This window comes from Serratia silvae (assembly GCF_023282985.1).
GTDB lineage: Bacteria > Pseudomonadota > Gammaproteobacteria > Enterobacterales > Enterobacteriaceae > Chania > Chania silvae.
On the sequence record NZ_JAGQDC010000030.1, the window covers coordinates 1 to 14828 of the forward strand.

Consider the following 14828-nt stretch of genomic DNA (forward strand, 5'->3'; position numbering starts at 1 on the left):
TTGCTAACTCGAGGTGGCGTATATTACGCTTTCCTCTTTCAGAGTCAACCTTAATTTCAGGTTTTTTCTCTGCGACCTCCGGAGACTCTGTGAAGTTGTTCACATGTTCCGTGTCGATGGAGGCGCATTATAGGGATCCCCTTTTTTTCCACAACCCCTTTTTAGATCTTTTCTTACCGACTGCGCACTTTTCCGCCCTTTCGCACGGATCTTGCCCGATCAAGGCCGTTTTACCGACGATCCTCCGTGTTAACTGGTTGTAATTCCACCGTCAAAGTCTAGTATTGCCGGTAATAAGATCCTTATACGAGGCAATCCCATGTCCAATTCAGTGCGTCCTTATCTTCATTATTCCCCTCAAATTGGCCAACGCGTCATGATCGATCCTTCCAGCGTAGTGATCGGCAACGTTGATCTGGCTGATGACGTCAGCGTTTGGCCCTTGGTTGCCATCCGCGGTGATGTCAACGCGGTAAAGATCGGCGCACGCAGTAATATCCAGGATGGCAGCATTCTGCATGTCACCCATCAATCCGATTACAATCCGGCAGGTTACCCTTTACTGATCGGCGAGGATGTCACCGTGGGGCATAAAGCCATGCTGCATGGTTGTACCATCGGTAATCGCGTTTTGGTGGGGATGGGCTCTATTCTGCTCGACGGTGCCGTAATAGAAGATGATGTGATGATTGGTGCAGGTAGCCTGGTCGCTCCCGGCAAGCATCTGGAAAGTGGCTACTTATATGTAGGCAGCCCTGCGCGCCGTGTTAGAACCCTGACTCCGGCGGAACTGGAAGGGTTACGCTATTCAGCCAATAACTATGTACGTTGGAAAGACGAATACCTCAGTGAAGATATCTGACTGCCCCGCCCTGCTTGCCTAAGCGGGGCAACCCTCACGACGCCATTTCCTGACGCAATTGCTGCAATACCGGTTCGATCTCCGGCATCACGCCATGCCATAAAAAGAAAGCATGGGCAGCCTGCCCCACCAGCATGCCTAAACCATCCGCATAATGTTGCGCCCCCAGCTGCTGCGCCCAAGCCAGGAATGGGGTGCCGCCCTGTTGGTAGAACATGTCATAGCACCGGATCGTGCTATGAATAATGCTGTCAGGCAGTGCCGGGATCTCCCCCTTGAATCCTGAAGCGGTCGCGTTGATCACTAAATCAAAATGCTGTTGATCCAACCGATCCAGCGGCAAGGCGGCGATCTCACCCAGATGCCGGAACGCCGCAGCCAACTCCTCGGCGCGGCTGAAGGTGCGGTTAGTCAACACCACTTCACAGCCAAAAGAGAGCAGCGGCAGGATCACACCGCGCGCAGCGCCCCCCGCCCCAACCAGCAACACACGGTCACCTGGCCGAATTAACCGTTGGCGTTCAAGATCCGTCAACAAACCGATACCGTCGGTGTTATCCCCCAGCAGCTTTCCATCGGGCAATACCTTTAGCGTATTCACCGCACCGGCCATCGCCGCCCTTTCGCTAAGCTCGCTTGCTGCCTCATAGGCACATTCTTTAAACGGTACGGTGACGTTGGCCCCTAGGCCACCAGCCGCAATAAACCGCTGCAAGGTAGGTATAAACCCGTCCAACGGAGCCAACACGGTGCCATAGGGGTGTTCGATCCCGGTTTGCTGCGCAAACAGCGCGTGGATGCGGGGGGACTTACTGTGAGCAATCGGGTTACCGAATACCGCGAACTTCTCCATAGATCTAGCCTCTAGCCCTGACGGATCTGCTCACCGGTCAAAGCATCTCTGATTTCAGAAGGGTTTAACCGGCCACCCACATTACCTGCCAGCACCGGGAAAGCGTCACCAAACTGCTGTATTACTTCGGCTACGGTGCGGCACGGCTCCTCACCGGTTAAGTTGGCACTGGTTGACACCAACGGTTTGCCGAACTGGCGGCACAGCTGCTGCACCAAAGGGTGATCGCTAACTCGCACGGCCAACGAACTAAAACGGCCTGTCAGCAGGGCTGGCGTTTGCGGTTTTGCCGGGATCACCCAGGTTACCGGGCCAGGCCAGCTGGCAAAGATCGTAGCACGCTGCTGCTCATTCAATGCGCCATCATCAATATAAGGCGCTAACTGGGCATAATCGGCAGCGATCAGGATCAGGCCTTTTTCCCACGGCCGTTGTTTCAAAGCCAACAGCTGTTTGACGGCCTGTTCGCTATCTGGGTCACACCCCAGACCGAATACCGCTTCTGTTGGATAGGCAATCACCTGCTGGTTTTCCAGCGCAGCGATAATAGGCGCGAATGCGGAAGTTTGTTCTGGGTTCATAGCGTGATTATTCTGAGATAGCGACGGGTTTTCCGCACAGTTTACTGGCGCAGCAAAGCGTTGGGCCTTTTGCCGTGCGCTTTTCCATCAGTAATGGATAGTGGCAATGGGCACACTCACCGGCGACGGGTTTAAAATTGAGCACAAACTGACATTCCGGGTAGCGATCGCAGGAATGGAACACCTTGCCAAAGCGAGATTTTCGCTGCAGCAGTTGACCTTGGCCACACTGAGGGCAGGCGATGCTGGTTTCATCCGGTTTGTCGATCACTTCGGTATGATCGCAGTCGGGATAGTGGCTGCAACCGATAAACATGCCATAACGCCCCTGGCGTAACACCAGTGTTGCCTGGCATTTCGGGCATTGCTGGCCCTCCAGCACTTTGACAATATGGCCATCCGCCTGCGCTTTTAAAGGCCGGATATACTCGCACTGCGGATATTGAGAACAGCCGAGGAAGGGGCCGTGGCGACCACTGCGGATCACCAACTCGGCCCCGCATTCCGGACAGGGTTCATTTTGCCTCGCGGCAAAAATCGCTGGTTTTGTCATAACGTCTTCTATGCCTGTTACCTACTCAGTGCAGGTAACCTTCGTTTACTTCAAACAACAGTTCTTCCATCTGCTGATAGGCGCTCTCATATCCGGGGATATTGAACAACACCATCAGCACTACCCATTTCAGATCTTCGAGATCAAATTCCGTATTATCCAAAGCCATAACACGATCGATAACCATTTCACGGGTTTCGAGGTTCAATACCTGGATCTGTTCTAGGAACAGGAGAAAACCACGGCAACCGGCATCTAAACGCACACTCTCTTCTTCGGTGTAGATCCGCATAGCCAGCGGATCGGCATCCATAAAATAAGGGGCATTCTCGCCTTCCTGGAGGTCTGCAAGCTTTTCGAGCCAATTCAACGCGTTGAAGATATCATCACGATCAAATCCTGCTTCGGTAAGATCGTCAGTCAAGGTATCCTGATCAACGTGCATCTCTGGCTCATTGTGGATATAAGTCTCAAACAAATACATGAGTACGTCGAACATGGCATGCCCTCCTTATTCGGACATAGCCGCCGGGTACAGCTGCGATCCAACCTGCTAACTCCAGATCGAGTAATTTGATTACTACCTCTGGCACAGGTTGGCCGGCACGTTCGGCGACGACGTCAACAGGTGTCACCTCATCTCCTACGTTAGCCAACACATCGGCAAATGGCAATTCAACTTCGGCCTCTGATGCAGAAATAGTTGTATTTTCGCTCACGGACAGCCATTGCAGCCCACTTCCTAGCTGTTCTGCGATATCTTTTGGGCCAGTAACCAAACTGGCCCCCTGTTGTATCAACCAATGAGCCCCCTCGCTCATCGGGTTACCCAATGCCCCCGGCAGAGCAAATATTTCACGCCCCTGTTCCAACGCATAGCGCGCGGTGATCAACGACCCGCTACGCAGTGAAGCCTCGATGACCACCACGCCCACACTTAATCCACTGATAATACGATTGCGACGCGGGAAATGAGCCGCCAGCGGCAAATCGGTAGCCAGGTGCTCGGAAATCACCGCACCGCCCTGCTCAATGATTTGCTCAGCCAGGCGACGATGGCGGCGTGGGTAGATATTTGCCAGGCCGCTACCCAATACCGCAATGGTGAGCCCTTCTGCCTCCAAGGCTGCCCGGTGGCAGATCCCGTCAATACCAATCGCCAAGCCGCTGGTGATGGCGAAACCACAATGCACCAACCCGCTGGCAAAGTAACTGCCCCAGTGCTCGCCATAGTGGCTGAACTGGCGGCTACCGACCATGGCGATTTGCGGCTGTTGCAAAGCCTCTACATCGCCCTGCACCATGAGTAATAACGGAGCATCATCGATATGCGCCAAGCGTGCGGGAAACGCTGGCTCACCGTATCGCACCATCTGGTTGCCCGGCTGCTCCAGCCACTTGAGCGTTGCCTTGAGATACTGCCCATGCCCCCGCCGAAACTGCTTTTGCTGCTGGTCATTCAGCCCCAGGGGTTTAAGCAACCGGTAAGGATCCCCACCTTCGGCAATCAGGCGATCGATAATCCGGCTGGCTTGCGGTGCGTCGATCTTTGTCACCGCATGCATACGTAGAGCGATTTCTTCTGGCCGCATGGAGCATTCCCTCGCTGTAATTAGGGTATTACCAATTCGTGCAATTGGTCTAGGATGCTGTCAATCAGGCCAAAGAATGTCTAGAATAGAAGCTAATTACTGTTCATCACTCGGATACAGATCTTAAGATATATGTCAGTCTTACAGGTATTACATTTCCCAGACGAGCGGCTACGCAAAATTGCGGCCCCGGTAAAAGAAGTCAATGCAGATGTCCAGCGCATCGTGGATGATATGTTTGAAACCATGTACGCAGAGGAAGGCATTGGCCTGGCTGCGACTCAGGTCGATATTCATCAGCGCATTATCGTCATCGACGTTTCTGAAAACCGCGATCAACGCCTGGTGTTGATCAACCCGGAACTGCTGGAAAAAAGCGGTGAAACCGGTATCGAAGAAGGCTGCCTTTCCATCCCTGAGCAACGCGCCCTGGTGCCACGCGCAGAGAAAGTGAAGATCCGTGCCCTCAATCGTGAAGGACAACCTTTTGAGCTTGAGGCCGATGACTTGCTGGCAATCTGTATCCAGCACGAAATGGATCATCTGGTTGGCAAACTGTTTGTCGATTACCTGTCGCCGTTGAAACGCCAACGTATCCGTCAGAAACTGGAAAAAATGGCCAAGCTTGAAGCTCGAGCCTAACCGATCAGGAAATCAACGTGTCTGACTCTTTACGGATTATTTTTGCCGGAACTCCAGACTTCGCAGCGCGTCACCTAGACGCGCTGTTGTCATCTGGGCATCAGGTGGTCGGCGTCTTCACCCAGCCCGATCGCCCCGCAGGCCGTGGTAACAAACTAACGCCAAGCCCGGTCAAGATGCTGGCCGAACAGCATCAAATCCCCGTTTTCCAGCCTAAGTCACTGCGCCCACAAGAGAATCAGCACCTGGTTGCCGATCTGAATGCGGACGTGATGGTGGTCGTCGCCTATGGCCTGATCCTGCCGAAAGCAGTGCTGGATATGCCACGCCTGGGTTGCATCAACGTTCATGGTTCTCTGCTGCCACGCTGGCGTGGTGCGGCACCGATCCAACGCGCGTTGTGGGCTGGCGATAGCGAAACTGGCGTAACGATCATGCAAATGGACGTGGGCCTGGATACCGGCGATATGATGCACAAGATCGCCTGCCCGATCGAAGCCACCGATACCAGCGCCAGCCTGTACAACAAGCTGGCAGAACTGGGGCCACAAGGGCTGCTGATCACCTTGCAGCAATTGGCGGCGGGTACTGTACAGCGCGAAGTTCAAGACGAAGCGCTGGTGACCTACGCAGAAAAGCTGAGCAAGGAAGAGGCACGCCTGGACTGGAGCATTTCCGCCGAACAGTTGGAACGCTGTATTCGCGCCTTCAATCCTTGGCCGGTCAGCTATTTCACCATCGACGATCAGCCGGTGAAAGTCTGGCAGGCAACCGCGCTGACGGAAACCGCCAACGCAGAACCGGGGACTATCGTGCATGCCGACAAACACGGCATTCAGGTTGCTACCGCACAAGGTATTCTCAACCTCACGCAGCTCCAGCCTGCCGGTAAAAAACCGATGTCGGCACAAGATTTACTGAATTCTCGCCGCGAATGGTTCACACCGGGCAACCGGCTATAAACCACTCCCATTGCCCGGCCATTGTTGCCGGGCTGTTCGTTTCTTAATGCCGATCGTAATCCGCCTTAGCCTATGAAAAACAATTACAACCTCCGAAGCATTGCTGCCAAGGCCATCGGCCAGGTACTGGATCAAGGGCAGTCGCTCAGCACCATTTTGCCCGCATTACAAAAGAACATTTCTGACAAAGACCGTGGGCTATTGCAGGAACTCTGTTTCGGTACGCTGCGGGTGTTACCGCAGCTCGAATGGTGTATCCAGCAGTTGATGGCAAAGCCCATGACCGGCAAACAGCGCCCGTTGCACTATTTGCTGATGGTTGGCCTGTATCAGCTACTGTATACCCGTATTCCACCGCACGCGGTGTTAGCCGAAACGGTTGAAGGCGCGGTCGCCTTGAAGCGTCCACAGCTGAAAGGACTGATTAACGGGGTACTGCGCCAGTTCCAGCGCCAGCAAGAAGAGCTGCTGGCACGCGCTGCCAATAACGAAAGCCGCTATCTGCACCCAAGCTGGTTGCTTAAACGCATCAAACTGGCTTACCCAACGCAGTGGGAGCAGATCGTTGATGCCAATAATCAGAAGCCGCCAATGTGGCTGCGCGTCAATCGTCTGCACCATACCCGTGAAAAATATCTGCAACTGATGCAGCAGGCCGGTATTACTGCCGAGCCTCATGCGGAGTGTCGCGACGCAGTTCGCTTGCTGGCTCCGTGCCCAGTAACGGACTTGCCCGGTTTCTCCGAGGGCTGGGTAACGGTACAAGACGCTTCCGCTCAAGGATGCGTTGATCTGCTGGATCCACAAGACGGTGAACAGATCCTCGATCTTTGTGCAGCCCCCGGCGGCAAAACGACCCATATTCTGGAAGCCGCTCCCAAAGCTCACGTGCTCGCCGTGGATATCGACGAACAACGTTTAAGCCGGGTGAAAGAAAACCTGCAGCGCCTACGCCAACATGCAGAAGTTCGCCAGGGTGATGGCCGTACTCCGCAAGAGTGGTGCGGTGACCAACAGTTCGATCGTATCCTGTTGGATGCACCTTGCTCCGCCACCGGTGTTATTCGCCGCCACCCGGATATCAAATGGCTGCGTCGTGACAGCGATATCGCCGAACTGGCCGCTTTACAGAGTGAAATTCTGGAAGCTATCTGGCCACGTCTGAAACCCGGCGGCGTAATGGTTTATGCAACCTGCTCTATTCTGCCCCAGGAAAATAGCGAGCAGATAGCCGCGTTCCTGCAACGTCACGGCGATGCCAAGCTGGTTGAAACCGGCGACACGCAATCACCAGGTAAACAGAATCTGCCTCATCCTGAGGATGGCGATGGTTTCTTTTACGCTAAGCTGATTAAAATATAACTGTTCAGGGAGCGCCCGCGGGCGTTCTCAACTTTCGGCCACGGCCGTCGCAGATCGAGCAGAGAAATCGATGAAAATAATTATTCTTGGCGCAGGGCAAGTTGGCGGAACACTGGCTGAAAACCTGGTGGGTGAAAATAACGATATTACCGTGGTCGATACCGACACCGGGCGCCTACGCCAGTTGCAAGACAAGTTTGACCTGCGCGTCGTCCAGGGGCACGGCTCCCATCCACGCGTATTACGCGAAGCCGGTGCCGAAGATGCCGATATGCTGGTTGCCGTCACCAACTCTGACGAAACCAATATGGTCGCCTGTCAGATCGCTTATACACTGTTTAACACCCCGAATCGTATTGCACGGATCCGGGCGCCGGATTATATCCGTGAGTCCGAGAAATTATTCCACCCGGAGGCGGTGCCCATCGACCACCTGATCTCACCAGAGCAGTTGGTTATCGATTACATCTACAAACTGATCGAATACCCTGGTGCCTTACAGGTGGTGAACTTTGCCGATGGCAAGGTCAGCATCGCCGCAGTGAAGGCCTATTATGGCGGCCCATTGGTGGGGAATGCCCTGTCTGCCATGCGCGAGCATATGCCACATATCGATACCCGTGTGGCGGCGATTTTCCGCCATGATCACCCGATACGCCCGCAAGGCTCGACCATAATCGAAGCGGGCGACGAGGTGTTCTTTGTTGCCGCATCACAGCATATCCGCGCGGTAATGAGTGAACTGCAACGGCTCGAAAAGCCCTACAAGCGCATCATGATCGTCGGCGGCGGTAATGTGGGGGCCGGACTGGCACAGCGGTTAGAAAAATCGTACAACGTGAAGCTGATTGAGAAAAACCAGCAACGCGCCGCCGAACTGGCAGAGCAACTGCACGATACTATCGTGTTTTACGGCGATGCCTCCGATCAGGAGTTATTGGCCGAAGAGCATGTCGAGCAGGTGGATGTGTTTATCGCCATCACCAACGATGACGAAGCCAATATCATGTCTGCCATGTTGGCCAAGCGCATGGGGGCCAAGAAGGTGATGGTATTGATCCAGCGCCGTGCCTATGTCGATCTGGTCCAGGGCAGCGTGATTGATATCGCTATTTCGCCGCAGCAGGCCACCATTTCCGCACTGCTGGGCCACGTGCGTAAAGCCGATATTGTCAGCGTCTCCTCACTGCGCCGTGGCGTTGCTGAAGCCATTGAAGCGATTGCCCATGGCGATGAAAGCACCTCCAAGGTTGTCGGCCGGATGGTGGAAGAGATTAAGCTGCCACCAGGAACCACTATTGGCGCGATTGTGCGTGGTGATGATGTGATCATTGCCAACGGCAACAGCCGGATCCAGCAAGGGGATCACGTGATCATGTTTATTACCGATAAGAAATTTGTGCCTGACGTTGAGCGCCTGTTCCAACCAAGCCCGTTCTTCTTATAGATGCTTAAATCATACGAATGATTTTTGACACATCCGGGGTTAATAGATAGGAAAAACTAAAAATTTTCCTATACTGATTGTGTCAAAGGGGAATTGCTTTGTTAAAATTGCGTTACTAATTTTTTGAGGGGTGTTCTGATGGGTATGTTAAAAGAGTTCCGCGAATTTGCCATGCGTGGCAACGTGGTCGATCTGGCAGTGGGTGTGATCATTGGTGCGGCATTCGGTAAAATCGTTTCTTCCTTGGTTGCCGACATCATCATGCCACCTTTGGGCCTGCTGATAGGTGGCGTTGATTTTAAACAGTTCCATCTGGTACTGCGTGAAGCCAAGGACAATGTCCCGGCAGTGGTGATGAACTATGGCTCCTTCCTGCAGAATATCTTTGATTTCGTGATCGTCGCCTTTGCGATCTTTATGGCCATCAAGTTAATGAACAAAATGCGCCGTAAAGAAGTTGAAGAGCCGGCCGCACCGCCTGCGCCAACCGCAGAAGAGAAGCTTCTGACAGAAATCCGCGATCTGCTAAGTCATCAACAGCAACCCAAGCTGTAATTTTCCAGCTATAACGCTAAAAGCCATCTTGCGAGATGGCTTTTTTGTGGCTTAAAACCAGAAGGCCAGTGGTAAATTGTCGTTGGGCAATTTACCACTGGCCTCCCAGTTACCGCCTTTTGCGTGTTTGTCTTTACGCCGGTAGCTACCTTTCCCTTTAGTGTTCCTCTCTACCCGCTGGCGGAAAAGAGGATCATGTAGCAACGCCTCAATGGCATTGTCCTGGATCTTACCTTTGGTATGACGATATTGGGTCATCTTGGTCTTCCTGTTGGTTGCTGATAATAAACGCACCGATCATACTGCTGGCCAGATAAAAATTAAAGACCCGCGCGCAGTTAAACCACACTTTTGGCTTTCTCTTCGCTAGCCCCTTGCTCCAAAGCCTCCAGAATCGAGCAATAGTTGCTAGTGTGTTCACTACCGCAGCAGGCATCGCTGAGCCTTTTCAGCGACTCACGCATTCTGCTTAACTCGGTCAGTTTGCTTTCAACCTCACGCAGGCGCGCATCCACGATCGACTTCGACTCTTCGCAGGTGTGATGCTCCGGATCCACACGGATCGACAGCAACTCGGCGATGGTTTCCAGCGTGAAGCCCAGCTGTTTGGCATAGCGGATAAAACGCAGGCGCTGTAAGTCCTGATCGCTATACAGCCGATAGCCGCCTTCGGTACGAACATGGTGGTCCATCATGCCTTGCTTCTCGTAATAGCGCACCGTATCTGGCGTGACGTCAGCCAGCTTGGCTAATTGCCCAATCTTGAACATCATGACTGCTCCGTGTTGTACTTCTCACTAATAGCCTGAGCATAGCGGATATGGGGAGGGATCTTAAGCATTGCCGGAAGGGGAAAGCACGTTTGGCGAGTTACAGACGTAAAAAAACCGGGCAAGCCCGGTTTTTTTACGCTTCCACAGATTACTCTGCAGTTGCTACTTCTGCTTGAGACTCAGCACGATCAACCAGCTCGATGTATGCCATCGGCGCGTTGTCGCCTGCGCGGAAGCCACACTTCAGAATGCGAGTGTAACCACCGGCACGGCTCGCAAAACGCGGGCCTAGCTCGTTAAACAGTTTTGCCACGATCTCGTTATCACGAGTACGGGCGAATGCCAGACGACGATTAGCAACGCTGTCGGTCTTGGCAAGAGTAATCAGCGGCTCAACAACGCGACGCAGCTCTTTCGCTTTTGGCAGGGTCGTCTTGATGATCTCATGACGAACCAAAGAGCCGGCCATGTTACGGAACATAGCCTGGCGATGGCTGCTGTTACGGTTCAGTTGACGACCACTCTTACGATGGCGCATGACCTTATCCTTCTCAGTAAAACCTTAACCTGTGATCCGGTTACTCGTCAGCAATGCTAGCCGGTGGCCAATTTTCCAGGCGCATGCCCAGAGAAAGTCCACGGGAAGCCAGCACGTCTTTAATCTCAGTAAGAGATTTTTTACCCAGGTTAGGCGTTTTCAACAGCTCAACCTCGGTACGCTGTACCAGATCACCGATGTAGTGGATAGCTTCTGCCTTAAGGCAGTTAGCAGAGCGGACAGTCAATTCCAGATCGTCAACAGGGCGCAGCAGGATCGGATCGAACTCTGGTTTCTCTTCTTTCACTTCCGGCTGACGTACATCACGTAAGTCAACGAAAGCTTCCAGTTGTTCAGCCAGAATGGTTGCCGCACGGCGGATCGCCTCTTCAGGATCGATCGTGCCATTGGTTTCCATCTCGATGACCAGCTTGTCCAGGTCGGTACGCTGTTCTACACGCGCCGCTTCAACATTGTAGGCAATACGCTCTACAGGGCTATAGCAGGCGTCAACCAACAGACGACCAATCGGGCGCTCATCTTCTTCCGAATGAATTCGGGCAGAAGCCGGCACATAACCACGACCGCGCTGAACTTTGATACGCATGCTAATAGCAGCGTTCTCATCGGTCAGGTGGCAGATAACGTGCTGCGGCTTGACGATTTCGACATCACCATCATGGGTAATGTCGGCAGCGGTCACAGGGCCAATGCCAGATTTATTCAGGGTAAGGATAACTTCATCTTTCCCTTGAACTCTCACCGCCAGCCCTTTCAGGTTGAGCAGGATCTCCAGGATATCTTCCTGTACGCCTTCTTTGGTGCTGTACTCATGTAGTACACCATCAATCTCAACCTCGGTCACCGCGCAACCCGGCATAGATGAAAGCAGAATACGGCGCAGTGCGTTGCCAAGAGTATGGCCAAAGCCACGCTCTAACGGCTCAAGGGTCACCTTGGCGTGCGTCGAACTGACTTGCTCGATATCTACCAGGCGCGGTTTTAGAAACTCTGTCACAGAACCCTGCATTGTGTCCTCTCTTTGAAACTCAAGCCTTACTTGGAGTAAAGCTCGACGATCAGGTGTTCGTTAATGTCGGCGGACAGATCGGTACGTTCAGGAATACGTTTGAACACACCTTCCATCTTCGCAGCATCAACTTCCAGCCAAGTTGGCTTTTCACGCTGCTCAGCCAGCTCCAGAGAAGCCTTAACACGAGACTGCTTTTTAGCTTTCTCGCGGATGCTGACTACGTCATTCGGAGATACCTGATAAGAAGCGATGTTAACAACGCGACCATTTACCATAACGGCTTTATGGCTAACCAGCTGACGTGATTCTGCACGAGTGGCGCCGAAGCCCATACGGTAAACTACGTTGTCCAGACGACCTTCCAGAAGGGTCAACAGGTTTTCACCGGTGTTGCCTTTCAGGCGGGTTGCTGCTTTGTAATAGTTACGGAACTGGCGCTCCAGAACACCGTACATACGGCGAACTTTTTGCTTTTCACGTAACTGTACACCATAGTCAGACAGACGCGGTTTACGCGCACCGTGTTGACCAGGTGGCTGTTCAATTTTGCACTTTGAATCTATCGCGCGAACGCCAGACTTCAGGAACAGGTCTGTGCCCTCGCGGCGGCTAAGCTTGAGCTTAGGACCCAAATATCTTGCCATTTTCTTTCTCCAACAATCCGAAAAGCAGGGGCGTTACACGCGACGCTTTTTCGGTGGACGACAACCGTTATGAGGAATCGGAGTCACATCGGTAATATTAGTGATGCGGAAACCAGCCGCGTTCAGAGCGCGGATAGTAGACTCACGACCAGGACCAGGTCCTTTAACCATAACTTCCAGGTTCTTGATACCGTATTCTTTAACTGCGTCAGCACAACGCTCGGCTGCAACCTGAGCTGCAAACGGAGTTGACTTACGAGAACCACGGAAACCGGAACCACCGGCTGTTGCCCAACCCAAAGCATTACCCTGACGATCGGTAATAGTCACAATGGTGTTGTTGAAAGAAGCATGGATATGAGCCACGCCGTCAGAGACTTGTTTTCTTACACGCTTACGTGTACGAACAGGTGCCTTTGCCATTATTCAATCACCCCGATTATTTCTTGATCGGTTTACGCGGACCCTTACGGGTACGTGCGTTGGTCTTAGTGCGCTGACCGCGAACTGGCAGACCACGACGATGGCGTAAACCACGGTATGTACCAAGATCCATCAGACGCTTGATGCTCAGGGTAACTTCACGACGCAAATCACCTTCAACAGTGAATTTGGCAACTGCTTCACGCAGTTGTTCAATTTGCTCTTCAGACAGCTCACTGATCTTAACATTTTCAGCAATACCCGTTTCAGCACAGATGGACTGTGAACGAGTTTTGCCGATTCCGAAGATCGACGTTAACGCGATAACGGTATGTTTATGATCAGGAATGTTAATGCCTGCTATACGGGCCACTATGCACTCCTACTAATTTTTACGGCAACACCATTCTGAAAAGCCCGTTTTCAGGATACTCAAATAATGTTGCAGCTACATACAAAAGATTGGCTGGCTAATCTAGCCAGCTCAACCCAACTTTGCAAGAAAAATATGCGAGATAATCAGCCTTGACGCTGTTTATGCTTCGGCTCGGCGCTGCAAATCACACGAACGACACCGTTACGCTTAACGATTTTGCAGTTACGACATAATTTCTTGACGGAAGCACGAACTTTCATTTTTACTCTCCGTAACTTCTCAAACGCACCAGATTAGCGGTTATAGCCTTTCAGGTTTGCTTTCTTCAATGCAGACTCGTACTGACTTGACATCATCAGAGTTTGCACTTGAGCCATAAAGTCCATGATGACGACAACAACGATCAGTAGCGAGGTACCACCAAAGTAGAATGGTACTTTCATTGCATCACGCATGAACTCCGGGATCAGGCAGATGAAAGTAATGTACATCGCGCCCACCAGGGTTAAACGCGTCATCACTTTATCGATATATTTCGCCGTTTGCTCTCCCGGACGAATTCCTGGTACGAAGGCACCGGACTTCTTCAGGTTATCTGCTGTTTCACGCGGGTTGAAAACCAACGCCGTGTAGAAGAAACAGAAGAAGATGATTGCAGACGCATAGAGTAACACATAAAGCGGTTGTCCAGGCTGCAAATACAGCGAAATCGTTGTCAGCCAGTTCCAACCGGTACCGCCCCCAAACCATGATGCAATCGTGGCAGGGAACAGAATAATGCTGGAAGCGAAGATTGCCGGGATAACCCCTGCCATGTTCACTTTCAACGGTAAGTGTGTGCTCTGTGCTGCGTAAACACGACGTCCTTGTTGACGTTTCGCATAGTTAACGACGATACGACGTTGACCACGTTCAATGAAAACAACGAAGAAGGTTACTGCAAACACTAATACTGCAACCAACAGCAACAAGAGGAAGTGCAGGTCGCCTTGCCTAGCTTGCTCAATAGTATGGCCAACTGCCGGCGGAAGACCCGCCACAATACCCGCGAAGATAATGATTGAGATACCGTTACCGATACCACGTTCAGTAATCTGCTCGCCCAGCCACATCAGGAACATTGTCCCGGTAACCAGACTCACAACCGCAGTAAAGTAGAACGCAAAGCCTGGGTTTAACACCAGGCCCTGCATACCAGGCATATTCGGCAGACCGGTAGCAATACCGATCGACTGGAATATGGCCAACACCAGCGTACCGTAGCGGGTGTACTGGCTAATCTTGCGACGGCCAGCCTCCCCTTCTTTCTTGATTTCCGCCAACGCTGGGTGAACCACCGTCAGTAACTGGATAATGATCGAGGCCGAAATGTACGGCATGATCCCCAGAGCAAAAATAGAAGCACGGCTGAGAGCACCACCAGAGAACATGTTAAACATTTCAATGATGGTGCCTCTCTGCTGTTCGAGCAGTTTGGCAAGCACAGTGGCATCGATACCAGGAATCGGAATGAAAGAGCCAATGCGGAAAACAATCAGCGCGCCGATAACAAACAAAAGTCTGCGCTTCAGCTCACCGAGTCCGCCTTTAGCACTTTGAAAATCTAATCCTGGTTGCTTAGCCATCAGCTTA

The 14828-nt window shown here is 52.4% G+C and carries 20 protein-coding genes; 6 read left to right on the plus strand and 14 right to left on the minus strand.

Translation table 11 applies throughout. The features are described from left to right. Positions 1-319: 319 nt before the first annotated feature. Complete coding sequence (locus tag KAJ71_RS22140; RefSeq protein ID WP_248947655.1) at positions 320-862, plus strand: gamma carbonic anhydrase family protein; 543 nt, start codon at positions 320-322, stop codon at positions 860-862. Positions 863-896: 34 nt separating this feature from the next. Here the strand turns inward: KAJ71_RS22140 and aroE are convergent, their stop codons facing one another. From aroE to dprA, 5 genes are read right to left on the minus strand one after another with little or no spacing between them, the layout of a single operon-like run. Continuing rightward, the gene (aroE, locus tag KAJ71_RS22145; RefSeq protein WP_248947656.1) at positions 897-1715 is read right to left on the minus strand and encodes a shikimate dehydrogenase; all 819 of its coding nucleotides are present in this window, start codon (positions 1713-1715) and stop codon (positions 897-899) included. Between the two features lie 11 nt (positions 1716-1726). Next, positions 1727-2296 (minus strand): L-threonylcarbamoyladenylate synthase type 1 TsaC, encoded by a 570-nt coding sequence (gene tsaC, locus KAJ71_RS22150; RefSeq protein WP_248947657.1) that lies wholly within the window; start codon positions 2294-2296, stop codon positions 1727-1729. Between the two features lie 7 nt (positions 2297-2303). Further along, on the minus strand, positions 2304-2849 hold the full coding sequence (locus KAJ71_RS22155; protein WP_248947658.1) for a DNA topoisomerase family protein: 546 nt from the start codon (positions 2847-2849) through the stop codon (positions 2304-2306). A 25-nt stretch (positions 2850-2874) separates the two neighbouring features. Next, the gene (locus tag KAJ71_RS22160; RefSeq protein WP_021182206.1) at positions 2875-3348 is read right to left on the minus strand and encodes a DUF494 family protein; all 474 of its coding nucleotides are present in this window, start codon (positions 3346-3348) and stop codon (positions 2875-2877) included. Beyond that, a complete protein-coding gene (gene dprA, locus KAJ71_RS22165; protein ID WP_248947659.1) occupies positions 3320-4441 on the minus strand; it encodes a DNA-protecting protein DprA in 1122 nt (373 codons plus the stop codon). The genes KAJ71_RS22160 and dprA overlap by 29 nt, the downstream gene beginning before the upstream one ends. A gap of 132 nt (positions 4442-4573) precedes the next feature. Between dprA and def the strand changes: the two genes are divergently transcribed. From def to mscL, 5 genes are all read left to right on the plus strand, one after another. After that, positions 4574-5083 (plus strand): peptide deformylase, encoded by a 510-nt coding sequence (gene def / locus KAJ71_RS22170; RefSeq protein WP_024485624.1) that lies wholly within the window; start codon positions 4574-4576, stop codon positions 5081-5083. Between the two features lie 17 nt (positions 5084-5100). After that, a complete protein-coding gene (gene fmt / locus KAJ71_RS22175; RefSeq protein ID WP_248947660.1) occupies positions 5101-6045 on the plus strand; it encodes a methionyl-tRNA formyltransferase in 945 nt (314 codons plus the stop codon). A gap of 72 nt (positions 6046-6117) precedes the next feature. Further along, positions 6118-7407 (plus strand): 16S rRNA (cytosine(967)-C(5))-methyltransferase RsmB, encoded by a 1290-nt coding sequence (gene rsmB, locus KAJ71_RS22180; protein ID WP_248947661.1) that lies wholly within the window; start codon positions 6118-6120, stop codon positions 7405-7407. A gap of 70 nt (positions 7408-7477) precedes the next feature. Beyond that, on the plus strand, positions 7478-8854 hold the full coding sequence (gene trkA, locus KAJ71_RS22185) for a Trk system potassium transporter TrkA (RefSeq protein ID WP_248947662.1): 1377 nt from the start codon (positions 7478-7480) through the stop codon (positions 8852-8854). 138 nt (positions 8855-8992) lie between these two features. Further along, entirely contained in the window at positions 8993-9409 is a 417-nt protein-coding gene (gene mscL, locus KAJ71_RS22190) for a large-conductance mechanosensitive channel protein MscL (RefSeq protein ID WP_025123449.1), read from the plus strand. A gap of 51 nt (positions 9410-9460) precedes the next feature. Here mscL and KAJ71_RS22195 read toward each other — a convergent pair whose 3' ends face one another. The 9 genes from KAJ71_RS22195 to secY form a co-directional block, all read right to left on the minus strand. Further along, on the minus strand, positions 9461-9667 hold the full coding sequence (locus KAJ71_RS22195; protein ID WP_248947663.1) for an alternative ribosome-rescue factor A: 207 nt from the start codon (positions 9665-9667) through the stop codon (positions 9461-9463). Positions 9668-9747: 80 nt separating this feature from the next. Continuing rightward, positions 9748-10179, minus strand: coding sequence for a Zn(2+)-responsive transcriptional regulator (zntR, locus tag KAJ71_RS22200; RefSeq protein WP_248947668.1), 432 nt, complete (start codon positions 10177-10179; stop codon positions 9748-9750). A gap of 151 nt (positions 10180-10330) precedes the next feature. Beyond that, positions 10331-10720 (minus strand): 50S ribosomal protein L17, encoded by a 390-nt coding sequence (rplQ, locus tag KAJ71_RS22205; protein ID WP_004929726.1) that lies wholly within the window; start codon positions 10718-10720, stop codon positions 10331-10333. A gap of 40 nt (positions 10721-10760) precedes the next feature. After that, a complete protein-coding gene (locus KAJ71_RS22210) occupies positions 10761-11750 on the minus strand; it encodes a DNA-directed RNA polymerase subunit alpha (RefSeq protein WP_002919219.1) in 990 nt (329 codons plus the stop codon). A gap of 26 nt (positions 11751-11776) precedes the next feature. Continuing rightward, on the minus strand, positions 11777-12397 hold the full coding sequence (gene rpsD, locus KAJ71_RS22215) for a 30S ribosomal protein S4 (protein WP_021182216.1): 621 nt from the start codon (positions 12395-12397) through the stop codon (positions 11777-11779). A gap of 33 nt (positions 12398-12430) precedes the next feature. Continuing rightward, entirely contained in the window at positions 12431-12820 is a 390-nt protein-coding gene (gene rpsK / locus KAJ71_RS22220; protein WP_004929731.1) for a 30S ribosomal protein S11, read from the minus strand. Between the two features lie 16 nt (positions 12821-12836). Then, positions 12837-13193 carry a 30S ribosomal protein S13 gene (gene rpsM / locus KAJ71_RS22225; RefSeq protein ID WP_021182217.1) on the minus strand — a complete coding sequence of 119 codons (357 nt, stop codon included), beginning with the start codon at positions 13191-13193 and terminating at the stop codon, positions 12837-12839. Between the two features lie 146 nt (positions 13194-13339). After that, the gene (gene rpmJ, locus KAJ71_RS22230; protein WP_002227352.1) at positions 13340-13456 is read right to left on the minus strand and encodes a 50S ribosomal protein L36; all 117 of its coding nucleotides are present in this window, start codon (positions 13454-13456) and stop codon (positions 13340-13342) included. Positions 13457-13489: 33 nt separating this feature from the next. Continuing rightward, the gene (secY, locus tag KAJ71_RS22235; RefSeq protein WP_021182218.1) at positions 13490-14821 is read right to left on the minus strand and encodes a preprotein translocase subunit SecY; all 1332 of its coding nucleotides are present in this window, start codon (positions 14819-14821) and stop codon (positions 13490-13492) included. Positions 14822-14828: the final 7 nt, after the last annotated feature.

What these genes read in the sequence shown, in the direction of transcription:
- KAJ71_RS22140 (WP_248947655.1), top strand. Translation starts at nt 320, where the DNA reads ATGTCCAATTCAGTGCGTCCTTATCTTCATTATTCCCCTCAAATTGGC.
- aroE (WP_248947656.1), bottom strand. Translation starts at nt 1,715, where the DNA reads ATGGAGAAGTTCGCGGTATTCGGTAACCCGATTGCTCACAGTAAGTCC.
- tsaC (WP_248947657.1), bottom strand. Translation starts at nt 2,296, where the DNA reads ATGAACCCAGAACAAACTTCCGCATTCGCGCCTATTATCGCTGCGCTG.
- KAJ71_RS22155 (WP_248947658.1), bottom strand. Translation starts at nt 2,849, where the DNA reads ATGACAAAACCAGCGATTTTTGCCGCGAGGCAAAATGAACCCTGTCCG.
- KAJ71_RS22160 (WP_021182206.1), bottom strand. Translation starts at nt 3,348, where the DNA reads ATGTTCGACGTACTCATGTATTTGTTTGAGACTTATATCCACAATGAG.
- dprA (WP_248947659.1), bottom strand. Translation starts at nt 4,441, where the DNA reads ATGCGGCCAGAAGAAATCGCTCTACGTATGCATGCGGTGACAAAGATC.
- def (WP_024485624.1), top strand. Translation starts at nt 4,574, where the DNA reads ATGTCAGTCTTACAGGTATTACATTTCCCAGACGAGCGGCTACGCAAA.
- rsmB (WP_248947661.1), top strand. Translation starts at nt 6,118, where the DNA reads ATGAAAAACAATTACAACCTCCGAAGCATTGCTGCCAAGGCCATCGGC.
- trkA (WP_248947662.1), top strand. Translation starts at nt 7,478, where the DNA reads ATGAAAATAATTATTCTTGGCGCAGGGCAAGTTGGCGGAACACTGGCT.
- mscL (WP_025123449.1), top strand. Translation starts at nt 8,993, where the DNA reads ATGGGTATGTTAAAAGAGTTCCGCGAATTTGCCATGCGTGGCAACGTG.
- KAJ71_RS22195 (WP_248947663.1), bottom strand. Translation starts at nt 9,667, where the DNA reads ATGACCCAATATCGTCATACCAAAGGTAAGATCCAGGACAATGCCATT.
- zntR (WP_248947668.1), bottom strand. Translation starts at nt 10,179, where the DNA reads ATGTTCAAGATTGGGCAATTAGCCAAGCTGGCTGACGTCACGCCAGAT.
- rplQ (WP_004929726.1), bottom strand. Translation starts at nt 10,720, where the DNA reads ATGCGCCATCGTAAGAGTGGTCGTCAACTGAACCGTAACAGCAGCCAT.
- KAJ71_RS22210 (WP_002919219.1), bottom strand. Translation starts at nt 11,750, where the DNA reads ATGCAGGGTTCTGTGACAGAGTTTCTAAAACCGCGCCTGGTAGATATC.
- rpsD (WP_021182216.1), bottom strand. Translation starts at nt 12,397, where the DNA reads ATGGCAAGATATTTGGGTCCTAAGCTCAAGCTTAGCCGCCGCGAGGGC.
- rpsK (WP_004929731.1), bottom strand. Translation starts at nt 12,820, where the DNA reads ATGGCAAAGGCACCTGTTCGTACACGTAAGCGTGTAAGAAAACAAGTC.
- rpmJ (WP_002227352.1), bottom strand. Translation starts at nt 13,456, where the DNA reads ATGAAAGTTCGTGCTTCCGTCAAGAAATTATGTCGTAACTGCAAAATC.
- secY (WP_021182218.1), bottom strand. Translation starts at nt 14,821, where the DNA reads ATGGCTAAGCAACCAGGATTAGATTTTCAAAGTGCTAAAGGCGGACTC.